The organism is uncultured Muriicola sp., assembly GCF_947258935.1.
GTDB lineage: Bacteria > Bacteroidota > Bacteroidia > Flavobacteriales > Flavobacteriaceae > Muriicola.
Window position 1 is genome coordinate 21,754 of record NZ_CAMYKH010000010.1, and the last position, 17,785, is coordinate 39,538.

The following is a 17,785-nucleotide window of genomic DNA, read 5'->3' on the forward strand; positions in this document are numbered from 1 at the left end:
AGCACAAAAAAACCGTAGTTTTGCAACTTCAAGGGAGGTAATCTTATGAATATTGAACAAGTACTTACTTCAAAGGTAAAAGAAGCTGTTAAGGATCTTTACGAAGTGGAACTTCCATCGGTAGAATTTCAACCTACAAGGAAGGATTTTGAGGGCGATATTACCGTGGTGATCTTCCCAATGCTTCGGTTTGTTAAGGGAAACCCGGAAAAGATTGGTGAGGCTATTGGAGCCCACCTGTTAAAAGTGGTAGCTGATGTTGCACAATTTAATGTCATCAAAGGGTTTTTGAACATTATCATTAGCAATTCATATTACCTGGAAGCTTTTGCTGAGATCAGTTCAACAGAGAACTACGGCATACGCCGGGAAAAGGAAAAAGGAGCGGTAATGGTTGAATACTCTTCTCCAAATACCAACAAACCGTTGCACCTCGGACATATTCGGAATAATTTATTAGGCTATTCTGTAGCCGAGATACTCAAAGCTTCTGGGAAGAAGGTGTATAAAACACAGATCATAAATGACCGTGGTATTCATATTTGTAAAAGTATGCTGGCCTGGAAACTATTTGGTGACGGTGAAACTCCGACTTCCTCCGGACTTAAAGGAGACAAGCTTGTTGGGAATTATTACGTGGCTTTTGATAAAGCTTATAAGAAGGAAGTAGGTCAATTAATTTCAGAAGGCAGGACGAGGGAAGAAGCAGAACAACAAGCGCCCCTTTTGCAGGAAGCTCAGGAAATGTTACGGCAATGGGAAGCAGGAGAACCGGAGGTAGTTTCGCTTTGGAAAACAATGAATGCCTGGGTGTATCAAGGATTTAAGGAGACCTATTTCAATCTGGGAGTAGACTTTGACCAATTGTACTACGAAAGCAATACTTATTTGTTGGGCAAAGATGTGGTGGAAGATGGACTTAAGAGTGGGGTGTTTTTCCGAAAAGATGACGGTAGTGTTTGGATAGATCTAACGGATGAAGGTCTTGATGAAAAGATCGTATTACGGTCTGATGGGACTGCGGTATACATAACACAAGATATTGGCACAGCCATTCAACGGGTGCGCGACTTTCCCGATATCAACGGGATGGTCTATACAGTGGGGAATGAGCAGGATTATCATTTTAAGGTCTTGTTCCTAATTTTGAAAAAACTCGGGTATTCCTGGGCTTCTCATCTGTATCATTTAAGCTATGGAATGGTAGACCTCCCCAGTGGTAAAATGAAGAGTAGAGAAGGAACCGTAGTAGATGCAGACGACCTTATAGCTGAAATGACCCAAACTGCGGCCAGTATTTCTCGTGAATTAGGAAAACTGGATGACTATTCAGAAGAAGAAAAGGAAGCATTATACAAGATCATAGGATTAGGTGCATTGAAATATTATATACTCAAGGTGGATCCAAAGAAGAGAATATTGTTCGATCCTGAGGAGTCGGTCGACTTTCAGGGAAATACCGGCCCGTTTATTCAATATACCTATGCGAGGATACAATCTATCCTCAGGAAGGCAACAGAAATTGTTGATTTAAAAATAAATAATAATAAACAAAACATTTCTTTACATGCTAAGGAAAAGGAATTGATCAAACTACTACTAGCATTCCCAGATACTATTTCTTTGGCAGCTGCGCAGTATAGTCCGGCCCTGATCGCTAACTATACTTATGACCTGGTGAAGGAATTTAATTCCTTTTACCAGCAAGTGTCTATATTGGGAGAAGAAGATGAACAGACAAAAACCTTTAGAGTATTGCTCTCGGCAAAAGTAGCGGAGGTTATTAAAACCGGTTTTAGCCTTTTAGGTATTCAGGTGCCGGAGAGGATGTAATAAAAAAGACCGCCCAAAGGCGGTCTTCTTCATTAGTTGAATTGTGAAAATTATTTTTCAGAACTCTGAGCTACTGCTAATCCGTAGACTACAAGTCCGAAACCAATTTTGTTAACGGCATCACCGATGTTGTAGATCACATCCATGTTAAGGCCTGAAAACCATCCTTCGTACCATCCTGGAGTACCTGCCATATATCCCAGAGGATAAATAGCCCATCCTACCAAAACAAACCAGCAGAGTGTTTTGTGGGCGCTTAGTACAGCGCCACCTGCTTCAACGGCTAGTTTTTTAGCGTGTCCGAACCAGATTTCATAAACGATCACAAAGTATGCGGCCCCGGAGATTAGTCCCCATAACCAGGCGTTGTCTCTGTCTACAGCTTCACCCCAGTATCCGGTAACCAACATGATCACTGAAAGAAAAATTAGTTTCCACATAAGTGATTTTTTGGCTCCTGCTACTTTCAGGATTAAAAAGAATTCAACGCACATCAATGGCACAGTCAATATCCAGTCAACATAACGGAAGAAGGTAGGCGATTCTTCGAATCCGGCCCAGTAATCTCTCATGTACCAGTAGTGTACTGCAGCAATAAATGTAATTAATCCTGAAACCAGGATTGAAGTTCTCCATTTTTTATCAAAGCTGTTCATTGATAAAAAGAAAAATGCAGAGGCTGCCATCATCGCCATACAACCTACGAAGAAGGTAAACCCTACATAATCATTGGTAGCCATTTTAGATACCAATGAAATTGATGCTAAAAAATTTTCCATAAGAATAGAATTAGTTAATTTTGTTTAAGCAAATATATATAAAGTTAAACGTAATATGATAATTTAAATTGCCTATTTTTACCATATTGGAAAAAAAACAACAAAATATTAACACTTTCAGCAGTTTTATGATCGTGACCACTTTCTTTTTTTTGTGGATTTCGGTCTTTTTTGACGTAAAAGCAGAAGCGATACTGGCCTATTTTCTCATCTTTACTTTTGGGATCTTTCACGGCTCTAATGACCTGAAGCTTATTCAGAAATCTACCTCCTACACTAAGAGTTCATTCTTTTTAAGGGCTTTGGGGAGTTATCTGGCTGTAATAGCCCTTACGGTCCTGTTCTTTTCTTTCGTACCCTCTTTGGCATTGCTCTTTTTTGTAGTGGCCAGCAGCTACCATTTTGGTGAGCAACACTGGGCCTCTCTAAAGATCAAATCGGTTTTGGTTACTGCTTTTTACACCTTTTATGGGATGGTGATATTCTTTTTGTTGTTCTATGTGAATGAGCAGGAAGTAACCCCTATCATTGAAAAGATTACTGGGGTATTGATGATAGAGGAGTATTATTTGTACATACTAATAGGTTCCTTTGCCGGATTTATCGGAATTTATCTCTGGTGGGTTTATAAGAAACAAATACAGGTAAACATTATCAAGGAACTTTTCTTCCTGCTTGTCTTCTTTATTGTATTTAAAACCGCATCTCTTTTATGGGCCTTTAGTATCTATTTTGTTGTCTGGCATAGTATACCCTCCTTAAAAGACCAAATTCAGTATCTCTATGGTTCAGTTAATAAAGCTACTTTTTTAGAGTATCTGAAGACTTCATTCTTGTATTGGATAATCTCTATGGCGGGCTTGGCGGTCCTTTATTATTTCTTCCAGGATAATGAAGGTTTGTTTCTTTCAATCATGATCTATTTCCTGGCTGCGATCACCTTTCCTCATGTCCTTGTGATGACCCGTCTCAACAGAACTTAAAAGCTAACCCTGAAACTGATATTTGGGGTAAGGCCCAGTGATATACTCTCCACTGTTTCTATTTCATCCTGATCGTTTAATCTGTAATAGGTGTTTAGCACATTGCGTTTCCCCAGCAAATTAAGGACGGAGGCCCCTGCGGTTGCTTTTACAGTTTCCCCAAGTTGAAAGTTATAAATAAGGGATGCATCGGCCCTGAGATAATCCGGAAGCCTGCTGCTGTTAGGACTTTGATAATTAATGATATTGGGAAATACAGTGTTGTTTATGGCAATAACTTCCTGCGGCTCAGTATACGGTTTGCCGGTACGATAATTAAGTCCTATCCCCAGTTTTAAGTTCCTGTAATTATAGGTACTGGCCAGGGTGAGCGTATGCCTAATGTCTAAATTATTAGGAAATTCATTGGGAATGATGTCCTTAAAAAAGTAGGTATTCTTGTTATAGGCGTAACTGAGCCAGCTGCTGAATCTGGAATTCTTGTAATTCACAAGAAATTCAACACCTTTAATTGTGTAGCTTCCTATCTCTCCATTGAATTGATCTTCATTCTGAAATCCCTGGGTGGCCGTACTTACCCCTTCCACTTCCTTGTAGAATCCTTCGAGTCCAATAAACCATTTATTGCGGTCATAGTTGAATCCCAAAGAGCCTTGCTTGCTTTTGGTAATGGGCAGGCTATTATTATCGGATAGGATCCAACGGCGCTTTTCAATGCCAAGGAAGTTTTGTTCCAGGTCAATGATCTGGTTGGTGGTCTGATTCTTGAATTCTCCTTGAAATTCAATCCGAAAATCTGGCAGAAGAACATAACTTAGATTGATCCTCGGCTCTAGTATAAGGGCGTCAAAAGTGCTCAGATTTTCAATATAGTTTAGTCGGGCTCCTCCTGTAAAATCTATTTTTTCATCCGGCGAACTGTATTGCAACTCCGTAAAAAAGGCATGGGTTCTGATTACCCCTTTGATATTGCTATTAAATGGAGGTTGAGAAACATTGGTAAAGTTTGTGATCCCCACTTCGGTAAATTGATATCCATTGTGGGTGCTTAGATCTTCAGAAAGTTTGTAAGAAGTTGCTGCTTTTACAGAAGATTCCAGTACCTGGTTATTTTGAAAGAGCGATTGTTGGCCGTTACCTTCAATATTTTCAGCATCCAGATTATATCTTGTATAATAGGCATTTATCCGCGTGGAGAATCTATCCGTCCAGCTACTCTCCAGTCGGCCTCCAAAAGAAAAATTCGTCTGGTCTAACAAACTTTGGTTGCTTCGGCTTGTATTCTCATCCGTTTCCAGGTAGTCTAGTTTATTGTTGATATTGATAAAGCTTACCCTTACTTTATGATACCTATTAATATCATATAATAGTTTGCCACTAAAATCGTAGAAATAAAAATTTTCTTCTCTGCTAATAGGGTCATCTGCACCACCACCACCTTTAACTTTCGTATCCTGAAAGGCACGGTCAAAGAACTGATTATAAGTAGGGGTGTTTAAGAAATCGGTAACCGAGCGCCTGGCTGAGAATTGCACGGCCAACTGCTCGGAAAGTGGCACATGGCCATAGACATCTCCACTGATAAGATCAAAACCGGCTCCTCCATATATTTGACTCTTAACTTCATCTTTGGTTTCCATGCTAACTATACCACTTACTCCATCGCCGTATTGGGAACTGGTGCCATTCTTAATGACGGTAACCTTATCGGTAAGGTAGGGGTTAAAAGCCGAGATAAGGCCAAAGAAATGGCCAGACTGATACATTTTTATATCATCCCATAGAATTAGGTTTTGGTCATTGGTACCGCCTCTAATATTAATATTTGAAACAGTCTCATCAATACTTTTTATACCGGGTATGGCTTGTACGGTTTGGAGGATATCTGGTTCTAACAAACCCGGAAGAATACCAAAATCTTCTATATTCAGTAAGATACTCCCGTCGGTTTCACGGCTTAGTCCGGTAGTCAAGAACTGGTAGACCACAACCTCCTCCAGTTCCTGATAATTCAGCGCAAGTATAATAGGTTTACAGGGTTTATTGCCAACCAGATCTTCTGCTTTTATAAACCGGGTCTTAAACCCTAAAAATCGAATACGGAGACTGGCATTTCTCGGAATATTTGTTAAAGCGAATTGCCCATCAGGATCTGTAACAATCGCCATACTGCTCCCTAAAACCTCCACAGATGCACCGGGGATGTTATTTTCCCCAAAATTATTGAGGACAACACCACAAATGTCGACTGTAACACTTTTAGTAATGGTATAATACCTGTCCGAAAGTTTTTGGATACGGAGTTGAGTTTCTTGTCTAAGAACCTCTAAAATTTCCTGAAGATCAGTGACAGCAGGAAGCTGAATTTGTAACAGTTCAAGATCTTCATCCACATAGGAGAATTTAATATTGAATTGCTGCTCTAAGTTTTGAATATAAGGGATAAGAGCTACCTTATTATCCTCCTGGGCCCATCCCATAGAAAGGACCCAAAAAAGAATCAAAAAGCAAGGTGCGATTCTCTTAAGGCGCGTTTTCTGCATAGAAGAGCACTTTATTCTTCTCTAAGGTATAGCTTATTTGAGAAGGAGTACTTATACTCTGTAACGCCAAATTTATGTTTGTGTTGCTAAAAGTACCGGTAAAAAGTTGGGTAAGGTCTACATTCTTAGTTTCAACCTTAACATTGTACTGTCTTTGAAATTCATTCAAGACATAGGTAAGAGGGATACTTTTAAAGCTACTTTCATTATTTACCCATGATGGGACAGCCGTGAGTGGAGCGTCAGTAGGAACTATACGATCGTTGACCACTAAAAAGGAGGTTCCTGCAGGAAGTTCTTCTACTTTACCCTGGAAGGTTACACTAACGAGTCCTTCATAACAGGTAACCTCAAAAAAGCCCTTTCTGCTTTCAACATTGAACTGAGTCCCCAATACACTAACATCACCGAGATCTGTTGTAACAGTAAACTTCTTTCCTTTGGCCACTTTAAAAAAAGCTTCTCCATCCAGGGATAATTTACGTTCAGAATCCCATTTTCGTTCGCTGTATGAAAGTTCAGATTCTGCATTGAGCAATACTTCTGAAGCATCGGGTAAAACTATTTCTGTACGTTGGGCATATTCAGTTGAAAAGGTCTCATTTAGTGAGGCGATATAAAAATAAGTGGCGGCAAATAATACAATTACAGCTGCAGCAATTCGCATTAGGTATTGTGCAGGTCTCATTTTAATGACCTTTGTTTCTTTGTTTAATTGACGCTCTTTGAAATCACCAAGGGCCTTCTCCATATCAAAAGACGGAGCTTCCAGGGCATCGGAGGCACGCACGATCTTTTGGTAGGAGGCGTACTCCTCAGATCGCTTAAAGGCGGCTAGTTCCTCCTCGCTTAGTTCGTTATTGAGCCATTTGGCCAAGTAATTTTCTTGCATGATTTCTACTCTTTACTCCTTAATAACACTTAGATCACAAAATACCCTACCATTGGTCGATATTTTTTTTACAAACCCCAGGAAACATTGGTGTTTCAAAGACCAACGGATTTATCATTAAATTCCATCTATCTGCGCTCTCAGGGATTTAAGTGCCAGATGCATCCGTTTCTCTATTGCTTTTACACTCACACCTTCCATTTCAGCGATCTCCGCGTATTTCTTTCCATCTATGCGGTTGAGAAGAAAAACGGTTCGTTGATTTTCAGGTAGACTATTGAGGGCCCTGTCTAATTTATCTTTGAACTCTTTTTCTTCCATTAAAAATTCTGGCGATTCCGATGAGGTCTTCAAAGCTTTTTCCGCATATTTCAATCGAACCTTCTCGGCCTTTAGTACATTTAGATATAAATTATTGGCCACCTTGTATACAAATGCCTTTGCCTTTTCCGGGGCAACCTTGGCACAATTCTCCCAAAGCTTTACAAAGGCCTCTTGTACAGCATCATAAGCCTTTTCCTCATTACCATATTTATAATATATATAGTTAAAGATCGTTTTAGAATTGGAATTAAAGATAGCGTTGAAGACTTTCTCTTCACAGACATTATCCATAGTGTGCCCCTCTTATGTATTAGATTAGGTTCAAAGATATTTTAAAAAAAATAAAAAAACGGGTAGGGTATTTTAAATGAGAGGTGTTATAGAGACATACGAACAACAAAAAATCCAAATCGTTATGAAAAATGTTTTTAAGTATTCAGTGTTTACGTTGCTGTTTATGGCGACACTGATGGTTTCTTCTTGTCAGGAAGAATTTGAGGAATTACCTCAACCAGACGAGCAACAGACCATTATGGCCAGTTCTTCTACGGCCCAACTTATTGAAAGGACCTCCTCTAATGATGGTTCCTTTGACAATATTGTGGATGGCGCTAGTTGTTTTGCGCTTAATTTCCCATATACCGTTGAGGTGAACGGGATTGAAATTACGATCGATTCTCGCGAAGATCTTCAACTTATTGAAGAGATCTTTGATGCTTTCGATGATGATACTAATATTCTTGAGATCATCTTCCCTATCACCATTACCTTTGCGGATTATTCTGAAATTGTGATCAATAACAAAGAAGAATTACGTGCTCTTGCTGAAGATTGCCTGGAAGGTGGAGCGGACGATGATATTGAATGTATCGATTTTGTCTATCCTATAACCCTGTATACCTTCGATATAAATGCGCAGCAAACAGGAAGTGTTACTGTAGACAGTGATGAAGAATTACGAGTGTTTTTCAAAGGCCTTGATGACAATGACCTCATCAGTATTGATTTCCCCGTAACATTAAAATTGTACGATGGTACCACAGTAACCGTGTACAGTAATGCTGAACTGGCAACAGCTATTGAAAATGCCAAGGATGCTTGTGATGAAGATGATGACGATGATTACAACGATGACGATTTTACACTGGAAAGATTTAACAATCTAATAGTTGAATGCCCATGGTTGGTACGTGAAGTTGAGCGCGATGCAGTCAATCAGACAGATCAATACTTTGAGTACTTGATGAACTTTACCGAAGATGGTGGTGTAACTGTGAAAGACAGACTAGGAAATGTACTAAATGGTTTCTGGAGTAGCAGAATTACGGACCATGGTATCTTGTTAAATTTAGAATTTGATATACTGGTAGATTTTAACCTGCAATGGTTTGTATATGAAATAGAAAAAGGTAAGATCAAATTATACGCCGAAGGAGGAAACAAGATCATCCTGAAAAGTGTCTGCGATGTGTACAATGAAGATCCTAATACCTTACGTGAGATCCTGAGGGAATGTGCCTGGGTGATCAAAAAAGTGAAGAACAATGGTGATGAAATAGATCGTTTGCTAGGGTATGAGTTTAAATTTATGGCCGAAGGTGTAGTTACCTTAAGCAATGGAGTTAATACTTCTACCGGATCCTGGGAAATTACTACCAATGCGCAGGGCCGACTTGTAATGGGACTTACGTTTGGAGAAAATATGAATGACCCCAACAGGCTAGACCCAAATCCAAATGAGATCTATTTTGAATGGTTGTTAAGCGACCTGAGGAATGACCGATTGAAATTTGAGATAGAAGGAACTGCTTATGAATTGATCCTGCAGAGAGTATGCGATGATGCTCCTAATACTCCGGATGGTGATGTCCTTGAAATACGAAACGTAATGATGGGTGGTGAATGGATCGTAGGCGAGTATAATGATGTAGTATATCCTGATAATGATTTCGCTCAGTATACCTTTGCCTTTCAGGCAGAACATGTAATGGCGATCACAACAGGACAGACAGGTCCTACGCAGGCCGGTGTATGGCGAGTACTTCGCAACAGCGATGGAAAACTTAAAGTGTATCTGAATGCCGGTGTTAATGGTGAACTGATAGAACTTACAGATGATTGGGATTTTGTTTCCATGACAAATGAAAGTATAACATTGAAGAGTTATAACGATACAAATGTGAGCTATGATACGTTGGTTTTTGTAAAGAAGCCATAATCACATAAATTTTGCCCCTATTCTTTAAAAAAGGGTCACTTCTCTGAGAAGTGGCCCTTTTTGTTGTTATAATTTCTACGACTACACTTCCGTGATCCCATTCCAATTGTTAAATTTGCATTTCTCATAAATGCAAAGCTGATATGTTCGATAATTTAAGTGAAAAACTGGATAAAGCCTTACATGTCCTCAAAGGGCATGGACAGATCACAGAGATCAATGTGGCTGAGACCACCAAGGAAGTGAGAAGGGCTTTATTAGATGCCGATGTAAACTTTAAGATCGCCAAGGAGTTTACCAACAGGGTCAAAGAAAAAGCGCTGGGCCAGAACGTACTGACCACCTTACAGCCAGGTCAATTGATGGTGAAGATCGTTAAGGATGAACTTACCCAACTTATGGGTGGAGATGCTGAAGACATTGATCTTTCCGGAACCCCATCCGTAATTTTAATGGCTGGTTTACAGGGTTCGGGTAAAACCACCTTTTCGGGAAAACTCGCTCATTACCTCAAGACCAAGAAAACGAAGAATCCCCTTTTGGTAGCTTGTGATGTATACAGACCAGCAGCCATAGATCAGCTTCATATAGTAGGGGACCAAATAAATGTTCCTGTCTTTTCAGACAAAGAAAATAATGATCCGGTGTCGCTTGCAAAAGCTGGTATTGCACATGCCAAGGCCAACGGACATAATGTGGTCATCCTGGATACAGCCGGTAGGTTGGCTGTTGATGAACGTATGATGACCGAGATATCGGACATACGAAACGCAATTAAACCTCAGGAGATCCTTTTTGTCGTAGATGCCATGACAGGGCAGGATGCGGTAAATACAGCTAAAGCATTTAACGATGTTTTGAATTTTGACGGTGTGATCCTTACGAAGTTAGATGGGGATACCCGTGGAGGGGCAGCCATATCTATCAAGTCTGTGGTTAATAAGCCAATTAAGTTCATTGGTACAGGAGAAAAGATGGATGCCCTGGACGTCTTTTATCCGGATAGGATGGCAGACAGGATCCTCGGAATGGGAGATGTAATCTCACTTGTTGAAAGAGCTCAGGAACAGTTCGATGAGGACGAGGCTCGTAAGATCCAGAAAAAAATTGCAAAGAATACATTCGGTTTTGATGATTTCCTGAAGCAGATACAGCAGATCAAAAAAATGGGAAGTATGAAAGACCTCATGGGAATGATCCCAGGGGCAGGGAAGGCACTCAAAGGTATGGATATAGATGATGATGCCTTTAAGCATGTAGAGGCCATCATACATTCGATGACGCCAGAAGAACGCTCCAATCCTTCAAAACTAGACGCCAGCAGGAAAAAACGCATTGCAAAAGGCAGTGGTAGAACCATTCAGGAAGTGAACCAACTCCTAAAACAATTCAATCAGATGAGTAAAATGATGAAGATGATGCAAGGTGGAGGCGGTAAAAAGATGATGCAGATGATGAGCGGCCTTAAAGGGTAGCATTCGTAAAAATATTAGCAATCCAATTCTTTGCTCATATAGCTTATTATGGGCACTTAATAAATACAGCAATATGACCATTTTAGACGGTAAAAAGATCTCCAATCAAATAAAGGATGAAATTGCCATAGAAGTGGCCTCAATGAAAGAAAGGGGAGAGAAGGTACCGCACCTGGCAGCTGTCCTTGTAGGTACAGATGGCGCAAGCCTTACCTACGTTGGTAGTAAAGTTCGTTCCTGTAAGCGCATTGGATTTGAATCTACCTTACATCACTTGCCCTCAGAAACCACCGAAAAAGAATTACTTCAATTGGTCCATCAGCTCAATGAAGATCCTAACATAGACGGCTATATAGTTCAATTGCCATTACCAAAGCATATTGATGAGCAAGAGGTATTGATGGCCGTGCATCCGGATAAGGATGTAGATGGATTTCACCCTACTAATTTTGGAAAGATGGCCCTGGATATGGAGACCTTTATCTCTGCCACCCCATATGGCATCATGGAACTCTTGCGCAGATATAAGGTAGATACTGAAGGGAAACATGCCGTTATTATAGGAAGGAGCCATATTGTAGGTAGACCCATCAGCATTCTTATGAGCCAAAAAGGAAAAGCCGCCAATGCAACGGTGACCCTAGCTCACAGCAGAACAAAGAATATCAAAGAGCTTACATTACAGGCAGATATTATCGTTTCTGCCTTGGGTGTTCCTCATTTTCTAAAGGCAGATATGGTAAAAACCGGAGCTGTTATCATTGATGTCGGGATCACCAGGGTTGAAGACGCAACCAAAGAAAAGGGATACTACATTACAGGTGACGTAGATTTTGAGGCAGTTTCGAAAAAAGCTTCTTATATAACCCCTGTACCAGGTGGAGTTGGTCCGATGACCATTGCCATGCTTTTAAAAAATACATTACTAGCCAGAGAACGTCACCGAAAGAATGCGTAATTTGTAAGCCTCATTCAATTTTCTCGACATTTTGGCACAATTTTGTAACAAAAATGGACAAGGACGGTCTAACCTACACGAACAATTAAATATATCTATACATATGAAAAAAGTAACAAAACAAGTTCTTTTCTTCTCCTTACTGGCCATAGCAGCTTGTAAACAGGAAGAAAAGGAAGAGAAACCCCTCACTTCGGGAATTTTAACCGAGTATATGGATACTACGGTAGAACCCGGAGATAATTTCACCCAATATGTAAATGGAACCTGGCTAAAGAATACTCCAATTCCCGATGATAAAGCGGCCTATGGGGTTGCGTATATAATTTATGAAGAGTCAGAAGAAAATGTAAAGAAGATCATTGAGGAGTCGGCCGCAGGCGACTTTACAAAGGGATCTGATGAGCAAAAAGTAGGGGACATGTATCAGTCCTATATTGATCTTGAAAAACGGAATGCCGTAGGAGTAACTCCTTTAAAAGCTGAGTTCGATAAGATAGACGCTATTGGTTCTTACGATGACCTGGCAACCTATTTTGCCTACGCTAATAAATATAATTTTAATGTTCCCCTTGGACTTTTTATCTACCAGGATTTTAAGGACCCAACGATCTATACCATTTACACTTGGCAGTCCGGTTTAGGACTTCCGGATAGGGAATATTATCTAAAAGAAGATGACAGGTCTAAAGAGATACGTGCTAAGTATGTAGAGCATATGGCAAAAATGTTTGATTTGGCCGGACTAGCCAATGCCGAGTCTTCTGCTACAACTGTTATGGGATTGGAAACCAAATTGGCCGAAAAGCAAATGAAAAAAGAGAAGACAAGAGATCTTGTATCCCTTTATAATATGTTTCCGGTAGATACACTCAGCAATATTATGCCTTCCTTTAACTGGAAAGCCTTCTTGGGTGAAGCCGGGATGGAAAAACAAGAAAAATTAGGGGTGTTGATGTTAGATTATACCAAGGCTCTAGATAAGATCATCACCGGGACAAATCTGGATACCTGGAAGACCTATTTGAAATGGGGAGTCATAGACGCAAATGCTTCCAGGCTCAATGAGGCCATGAATCAGCAGAATTGGGAATTTTATAGCAAAGAGCTAAACGGAACCAAAGAACAAAGACCTTTGTGGAGACGAGGTGTCTCTGTGGTGAATGGTACCATGGGCGAAGTAGTGGGAAAAGTGTATGTAAAAAAACACTTCCCACCGGAGGCAAAGGAACGTATGGAAGCCTTGGTGCAAAATTTACTGAAGGCGTATGAAGCAAGTATTAACGACCTCGATTGGATGAGTGAAGACACGAAAAAGGAGGCCCTTGATAAGTTGAGTAAGTTTACACCCAAGATTGGATATCCGGACAAATGGAAGTCATATGAATTTGATATAAAGGCCGATGATCTATTCGGAAATACCATGAGATCCAGGTTATATGAATACAATAGGGAACTGGCAAAGTTAGGACAGCCTATAGACCGCGATGAATGGGGGATGAATCCACAAACGGTGAACGCTTATTACAACCCCACCTTAAATGAGATCGTTTTCCCGGCCGCTATTCTGCAGCCACCATTCTTCGATCTGAATGCTGAAGATGCTGTAAATTATGGTGCCATAGGAGCCGTTATAGGCCATGAGATTGGTCATGGTTTTGACGATACCGGCAGCACATTCGATGGTGATGGGGCCATGCGTAACTGGTGGACAGATACAGACAAAGAAGAATTCAAAAAACGAACCAACGCATTGGTAGAACAGTACAACTCATATGAGGTTCTGCCAGATCTCAATATTAATGGGGAATTTACCCTGGGAGAGAATATTGGTGACCTGGGAGGTCTTAGCATAGCCCTGAAGGCATATAAAATGTCTTTGGAAGGTGCTGAAGGACCAGAAATGGATGGTTTTACTGCAGAACAACGAGTCTTTTTAGGATACGCCCAGGCCTGGCGTTCTAAGACCAGGGATGAAGCTATAAGGGTTCAGATCAATACAGATCCGCATTCTCCTGCAGATTATAGGGTAAATGGCATTGTGCGAAATGTACCTGAATTTTATACTGCCTTTAATATACAGGAAGGCGATAGCCTTTATCTGGCCCCTGAAAAAAGGGTGAAGATCTGGTAATGTTGCATAAAAAAATAAGAATAAGAACCCTCCATTTGGAGGGTTTTTTAGTTGGGGATTGAATAATCCTCCGAAATCCCCTGGACAGAATCTGTGGGGGTAAGGGTATCAATATCATCACTGCCTTCGTCGTTGGTACAACTCCAGGTACAGATAATGGAAAGGATCACCAATAAGAAATAAATAATGTAAGGTCGTTTCATAGCTCAATAATTTAGTAGGTGTGATTACCGAGTTTGTGATTAAATAGAACGATTAAAAATCCACTTTGGTATAGGAAGCCTAGGTCAAAATATGTACCTTTTGTCGAAAATATTCCGACCAAATGAATCGTACGCTACTATTATTATCCGTGTTATTTATATCACTAATAGCATGTAAGCAACAGGAAGATGCCTTGAATATAGCCGATATTAGTATTTCTTTCCCATCTTCCCTTAGCGAAGGACCCGAAGATGGCAGGCTGTTATTAATGTTCGCAAAGACCAATGAAAAAGAGCCCAGGTTTCAGATCAATGATGGTCTTACTACCCAGCTCGTCTTTGGGATGAATGTGGACCAAATGGAACCAGAAAAATCCTTTGCATTCAATAAAGAGGCCTTTGGATATCCTTATCCTTCACTTAGCGATGTGCCACCCGGGGAGTATTGGGTGCAAGCCTTGCTGCATGTCTATGAGACCTTTAATCTGTCTGCCGGACAAACTGTAAAACTACCCATGGACAATGGGGAAGGACAACAATGGAACAGGTCGCCCGGAAATTTATTCAGCACTCCTTTTAAAATTACCGTATCGGAAACTGGCATTGAACCAATAGACATAGTGATGGATCAGAAAATTGAGCCTATTAAAGAACCGGAAGACACAGAATGGATCAAACACATCAAAATAAGATCGGAAAAACTTTCAGAATTCTGGGGGCGAGACATGTACCTGGGAGCTCATATTCTGCTGCCCAAAGGGTTTAAGGAGCATCCTAAGGCTAAATACCCACTAATGATCTTTCACGGACATTTTCCGGATGATTTTGGCGGTTTTAGAACGCAGCCGCCGGATCCCAATCTTGAACCTGAATATTCTGCCAGATTTGATTTAGAGGGTTATAATATTATACAACAACAAGAGGCCTATGATTTTTATAAACGATGGAATGAACCCGACTTTCCTCGATTCATAGTAATTGAGATACAGCATCCTACGCCCTATTATGATGATTCCTATGCCGTAAATTCGGCATCGCAGGGCCCTTATGGCGATGCAATTACCTATGAGCTTATTCCTCACATCGAAAAGGAATTTCGCGGCTTAGGGGAAGGCTGGGCACGTTTTCTTTATGGAGGTTCTACCGGTGGTTGGGAGGCATTGGCCGTGCAAGTGATGTACCCTGAAGAATACAATGGGTGTTTTGCGGCCTGCCCGGATCCAATCGATTTTCGAGCGTATTGCTTAAACAATATTTATGAAGATGAGAATGCATATTACTATAAAAGCGACTTTAAACAACTAGAGGTCCCTGCACATCGCGATTATCTGGGCCAGATACAGGGTACCGTTAAGGGGAATAACCATTTGGAACTGGTTTTAGGTGACAAATCGCGTTCCGGTCAGCAGTGGGACATATGGGAAGCTACCTATTCGCCTCAGGGAACAGACGGATATCCGCAGCGTATCTGGGATAAAATGACGGGAGAGATAGACCATGGGGTGGCAGAATATTGGAAAGAGAACTTTGATCTGCGGTATATTTTGGAACGCGATTGGGATAAATTGGGTGAGAAGCTCAAAGGAAAGATCCATATTTATTGTGGAGACATGGATAATTATTACCTGAATAATGCTGTTTATTTGATGGAAGACTTTCTGGAGAGCACATCAGATCCTTATTATGAGGGAGAAGTAACCTATGGCGACCGGGCAGAACACTGCTGGAATGGGGATCCGGACCAGCCCAATGCGATTAGCCGACTCCGATATAACAGTATGTACGTGCCCAAGATCATGGAACGGATCGCTAAAAGTGCTCCCAGGGGAGCCGATCTAAGCAGTTGGAGATATAAATAAAGTATGAAAAACACCACCAATAAATTTGCCTGGTTTGTATTTGCTACTGCAGCAATATCCATTGGACTGTATCCTCTTATATACTTTGTTATTGACAGGAAATTCGGACTGTTAGCCTCTAAAAGTGAAGCTTTGTTATCCAATGTTTTTTGGAATACGGGTTTCTATGGCCATATCCTTTTTGGCGGTCTGGCTCTTTTAATAGGGTGGGTTCAGTTTAGTAAGAAATTTAGAAATACAAACCTCCGAAGACATAGGATTATAGGTAAAACCTATGTTATTGCAGCTATGATCAGTGGAACCTGTGGAGTCTGTATCGGATTTTATGCTACGGGGGGGCTAATTTCATCCTTGGGGTTCATTAGTCTTGGTGTGCTTTGGCTATTTACCACTTACAAGGGTTTTATGGCTGCCAGGAACAAGGATTTTGATTTGCATAGGGGCTATATGATCTACAGTTATGCGCTTTGTTTTGCGGCAGTTACATTGCGGATCTGGCTTCCGACCCTTACTTATTTCTTTGGCGATTTCACCATAGCGTACCGAATTGTGGCCTGGTTATGTTGGGTGCCAAATCTGATATTTGCCTTTTTTTGGGTAAGGCGGAAGGGACTCTTGTTGGGTTAGATCTTTTGAAAAGCCAATTTTAAACTCAAATAATACAGCTATGGAGTACAGAAAATTTGGACGAACTAATTGGGATGTAAGTGAAATAGGTTATGGTATGTGGGGCATGGGCGGATGGAAAGAGTCTGATGACAAGCTGTCTGCCAATTCTCTGGATCTTTCCGTAGAACACGGTGTTTCTTTTTTTGACACGGCCTGGGGATATGGGGAAGGACATAGCGAACGATTACTCGGAGCGCTTCTAAAAAGATACCCTCATAAGAAATTGTACACGGCCAGTAAGATCCCTCCAAAGAACTTTAAATGGCCTGCAAAGCCTACTTATGATTTTAAAGATTCGTATCCTTCAGCTCATATTTTAGAGTATACCCATAAAACCTTAAAAAACCTGGAGGTAGAACAAATAGACCTGATGCAGTTCCATACCTGGGATGATGTTTGGACGGAAAGAGAGGATTGGCAACGAACCGTGGAAGATCTGAAAACATCGGGTAAGATAGCTGCCATGGGCATCAGCGTGAATCGCTGGGAGCCTGAAAATGGAATAGGCGCTCTTAAAACGGGTTTAATTGATGCCGTGCAGGTAATCTACAATATTTTTGATCAGGCGCCCGAGGAGGTCTTATTTCCCTTGTGTGAGCGCATGAACATTGGGGTAATTGCACGGGTTCCCTTTGATGAAGGAACGCTTACTGGCAATATTACAAAGGAGACTGAATTTCCTAAAGGCGATTGGAGGGGCAGCTATTTTGTTCCGGAAAACTTGATCCCCAGTGCTGAAAGGGCAGATCTGCTAAGACCTTTGGTGCCAGATGGAATGACCATGGCCGAGATGGCCCTGCGTTTTATCCTTATGAATAAAACTGTAAGTACCGTCATACCCGGTATGCGCAAACAACGAAATGTGCTGTCTAATGTTAATACAAGCGATGGTGAAGAACTGCATACTTCCCTTTA

Annotated in this window: 14 protein-coding genes; 9 read left to right on the forward strand and 5 right to left on the reverse strand. The window is 40.9% G+C overall.

The features are described from left to right. The first annotated feature begins 45 nt into the window (after nt 1-45). Nucleotides 46-1,833: an arginine--tRNA ligase gene (gene argS, locus Q0X72_RS03125; protein ID WP_297761905.1), complete on the forward strand. Its 1,788-nt coding sequence runs from the start codon at nt 46-48 to the stop codon at nt 1,831-1,833. 50 nt (nt 1,834-1,883) lie between these two features. On the opposite strand, the gene Q0X72_RS03130 is transcribed toward argS, so the two are convergent. After that, complete coding sequence (locus Q0X72_RS03130) at nt 1,884-2,612, reverse strand: bacteriorhodopsin-like (RefSeq protein WP_297761914.1); 729 nt, start codon at nt 2,610-2,612, stop codon at nt 1,884-1,886. Between the two features lie 128 nt (nt 2,613-2,740). On the opposite strand from Q0X72_RS03130, the gene Q0X72_RS03135 reads away from it, so the two are divergent. Beyond that, a complete protein-coding gene (locus Q0X72_RS03135) occupies nt 2,741-3,595 on the forward strand; it encodes a Brp/Blh family beta-carotene 15,15'-dioxygenase (RefSeq protein ID WP_297761916.1) in 855 nt (284 codons plus the stop codon). On the opposite strand, the gene Q0X72_RS03140 is transcribed toward Q0X72_RS03135, so the two are convergent. From Q0X72_RS03140 to Q0X72_RS03150, 3 genes are all read right to left on the reverse strand, one after another. Then, nucleotides 3,592-6,138: a carboxypeptidase-like regulatory domain-containing protein gene (locus Q0X72_RS03140; protein ID WP_297761921.1), complete on the reverse strand. Its 2,547-nt coding sequence runs from the start codon at nt 6,136-6,138 to the stop codon at nt 3,592-3,594. The genes Q0X72_RS03135 and Q0X72_RS03140 overlap by 4 nt on opposite strands. Then, nucleotides 6,119-7,030: a FecR family protein gene (locus Q0X72_RS03145; protein WP_297761923.1), complete on the reverse strand. Its 912-nt coding sequence runs from the start codon at nt 7,028-7,030 to the stop codon at nt 6,119-6,121. Before Q0X72_RS03145 ends, Q0X72_RS03140 begins: the two co-directional genes overlap by 20 nt. A gap of 117 nt (nt 7,031-7,147) precedes the next feature. Then, entirely contained in the window at nt 7,148-7,645 is a 498-nt protein-coding gene (locus Q0X72_RS03150; protein WP_297761925.1) for a sigma-70 family RNA polymerase sigma factor, read from the reverse strand. 124 nt (nt 7,646-7,769) lie between these two features. On the opposite strand from Q0X72_RS03150, the gene Q0X72_RS03155 reads away from it, so the two are divergent. The 4 genes from Q0X72_RS03155 to Q0X72_RS03170 all read left to right on the forward strand — a co-directional run bounded on the left by Q0X72_RS03155 (nt 7,770) and on the right by Q0X72_RS03170 (nt 14,139). Continuing rightward, a complete protein-coding gene (locus Q0X72_RS03155) occupies nt 7,770-9,572 on the forward strand; it encodes a hypothetical protein (RefSeq protein ID WP_297761927.1) in 1,803 nt (600 codons plus the stop codon). Between the two features lie 143 nt (nt 9,573-9,715). Further along, nucleotides 9,716-11,047 (forward strand): signal recognition particle protein, encoded by a 1,332-nt coding sequence (ffh, locus tag Q0X72_RS03160; protein WP_297761935.1) that lies wholly within the window; start codon nt 9,716-9,718, stop codon nt 11,045-11,047. 73 nt (nt 11,048-11,120) lie between these two features. Then, nucleotides 11,121-12,005, forward strand: a complete 885-nt coding sequence (gene folD / locus Q0X72_RS03165; RefSeq protein WP_297761937.1) for a bifunctional methylenetetrahydrofolate dehydrogenase/methenyltetrahydrofolate cyclohydrolase FolD — start codon at nt 11,121-11,123, stop codon at nt 12,003-12,005. Between the two features lie 103 nt (nt 12,006-12,108). Further along, on the forward strand, nt 12,109-14,139 hold the full coding sequence (locus Q0X72_RS03170) for a M13 family metallopeptidase (RefSeq protein ID WP_297761939.1): 2,031 nt from the start codon (nt 12,109-12,111) through the stop codon (nt 14,137-14,139). Nucleotides 14,140-14,186: 47 nt separating this feature from the next. On the opposite strand, the gene Q0X72_RS03175 is transcribed toward Q0X72_RS03170, so the two are convergent. Beyond that, complete coding sequence (locus Q0X72_RS03175; RefSeq protein WP_297761941.1) at nt 14,187-14,342, reverse strand: hypothetical protein; 156 nt, start codon at nt 14,340-14,342, stop codon at nt 14,187-14,189. A gap of 122 nt (nt 14,343-14,464) precedes the next feature. On the opposite strand from Q0X72_RS03175, the gene Q0X72_RS03180 reads away from it, so the two are divergent. The 3 genes from Q0X72_RS03180 to Q0X72_RS03190 form a co-directional block, all read left to right on the forward strand. After that, complete coding sequence (locus Q0X72_RS03180) at nt 14,465-16,201, forward strand: alpha/beta hydrolase-fold protein (RefSeq protein WP_297761943.1); 1,737 nt, start codon at nt 14,465-14,467, stop codon at nt 16,199-16,201. Nucleotides 16,202-16,204: 3 nt separating this feature from the next. Beyond that, on the forward strand, nt 16,205-16,828 hold the full coding sequence (locus Q0X72_RS03185; protein ID WP_297761945.1) for a DUF2306 domain-containing protein: 624 nt from the start codon (nt 16,205-16,207) through the stop codon (nt 16,826-16,828). A gap of 40 nt (nt 16,829-16,868) precedes the next feature. Then, the coding region (locus Q0X72_RS03190; protein ID WP_297761947.1) for an aldo/keto reductase at nt 16,869-17,785 on the forward strand (917 nt) is incomplete at its 3' end.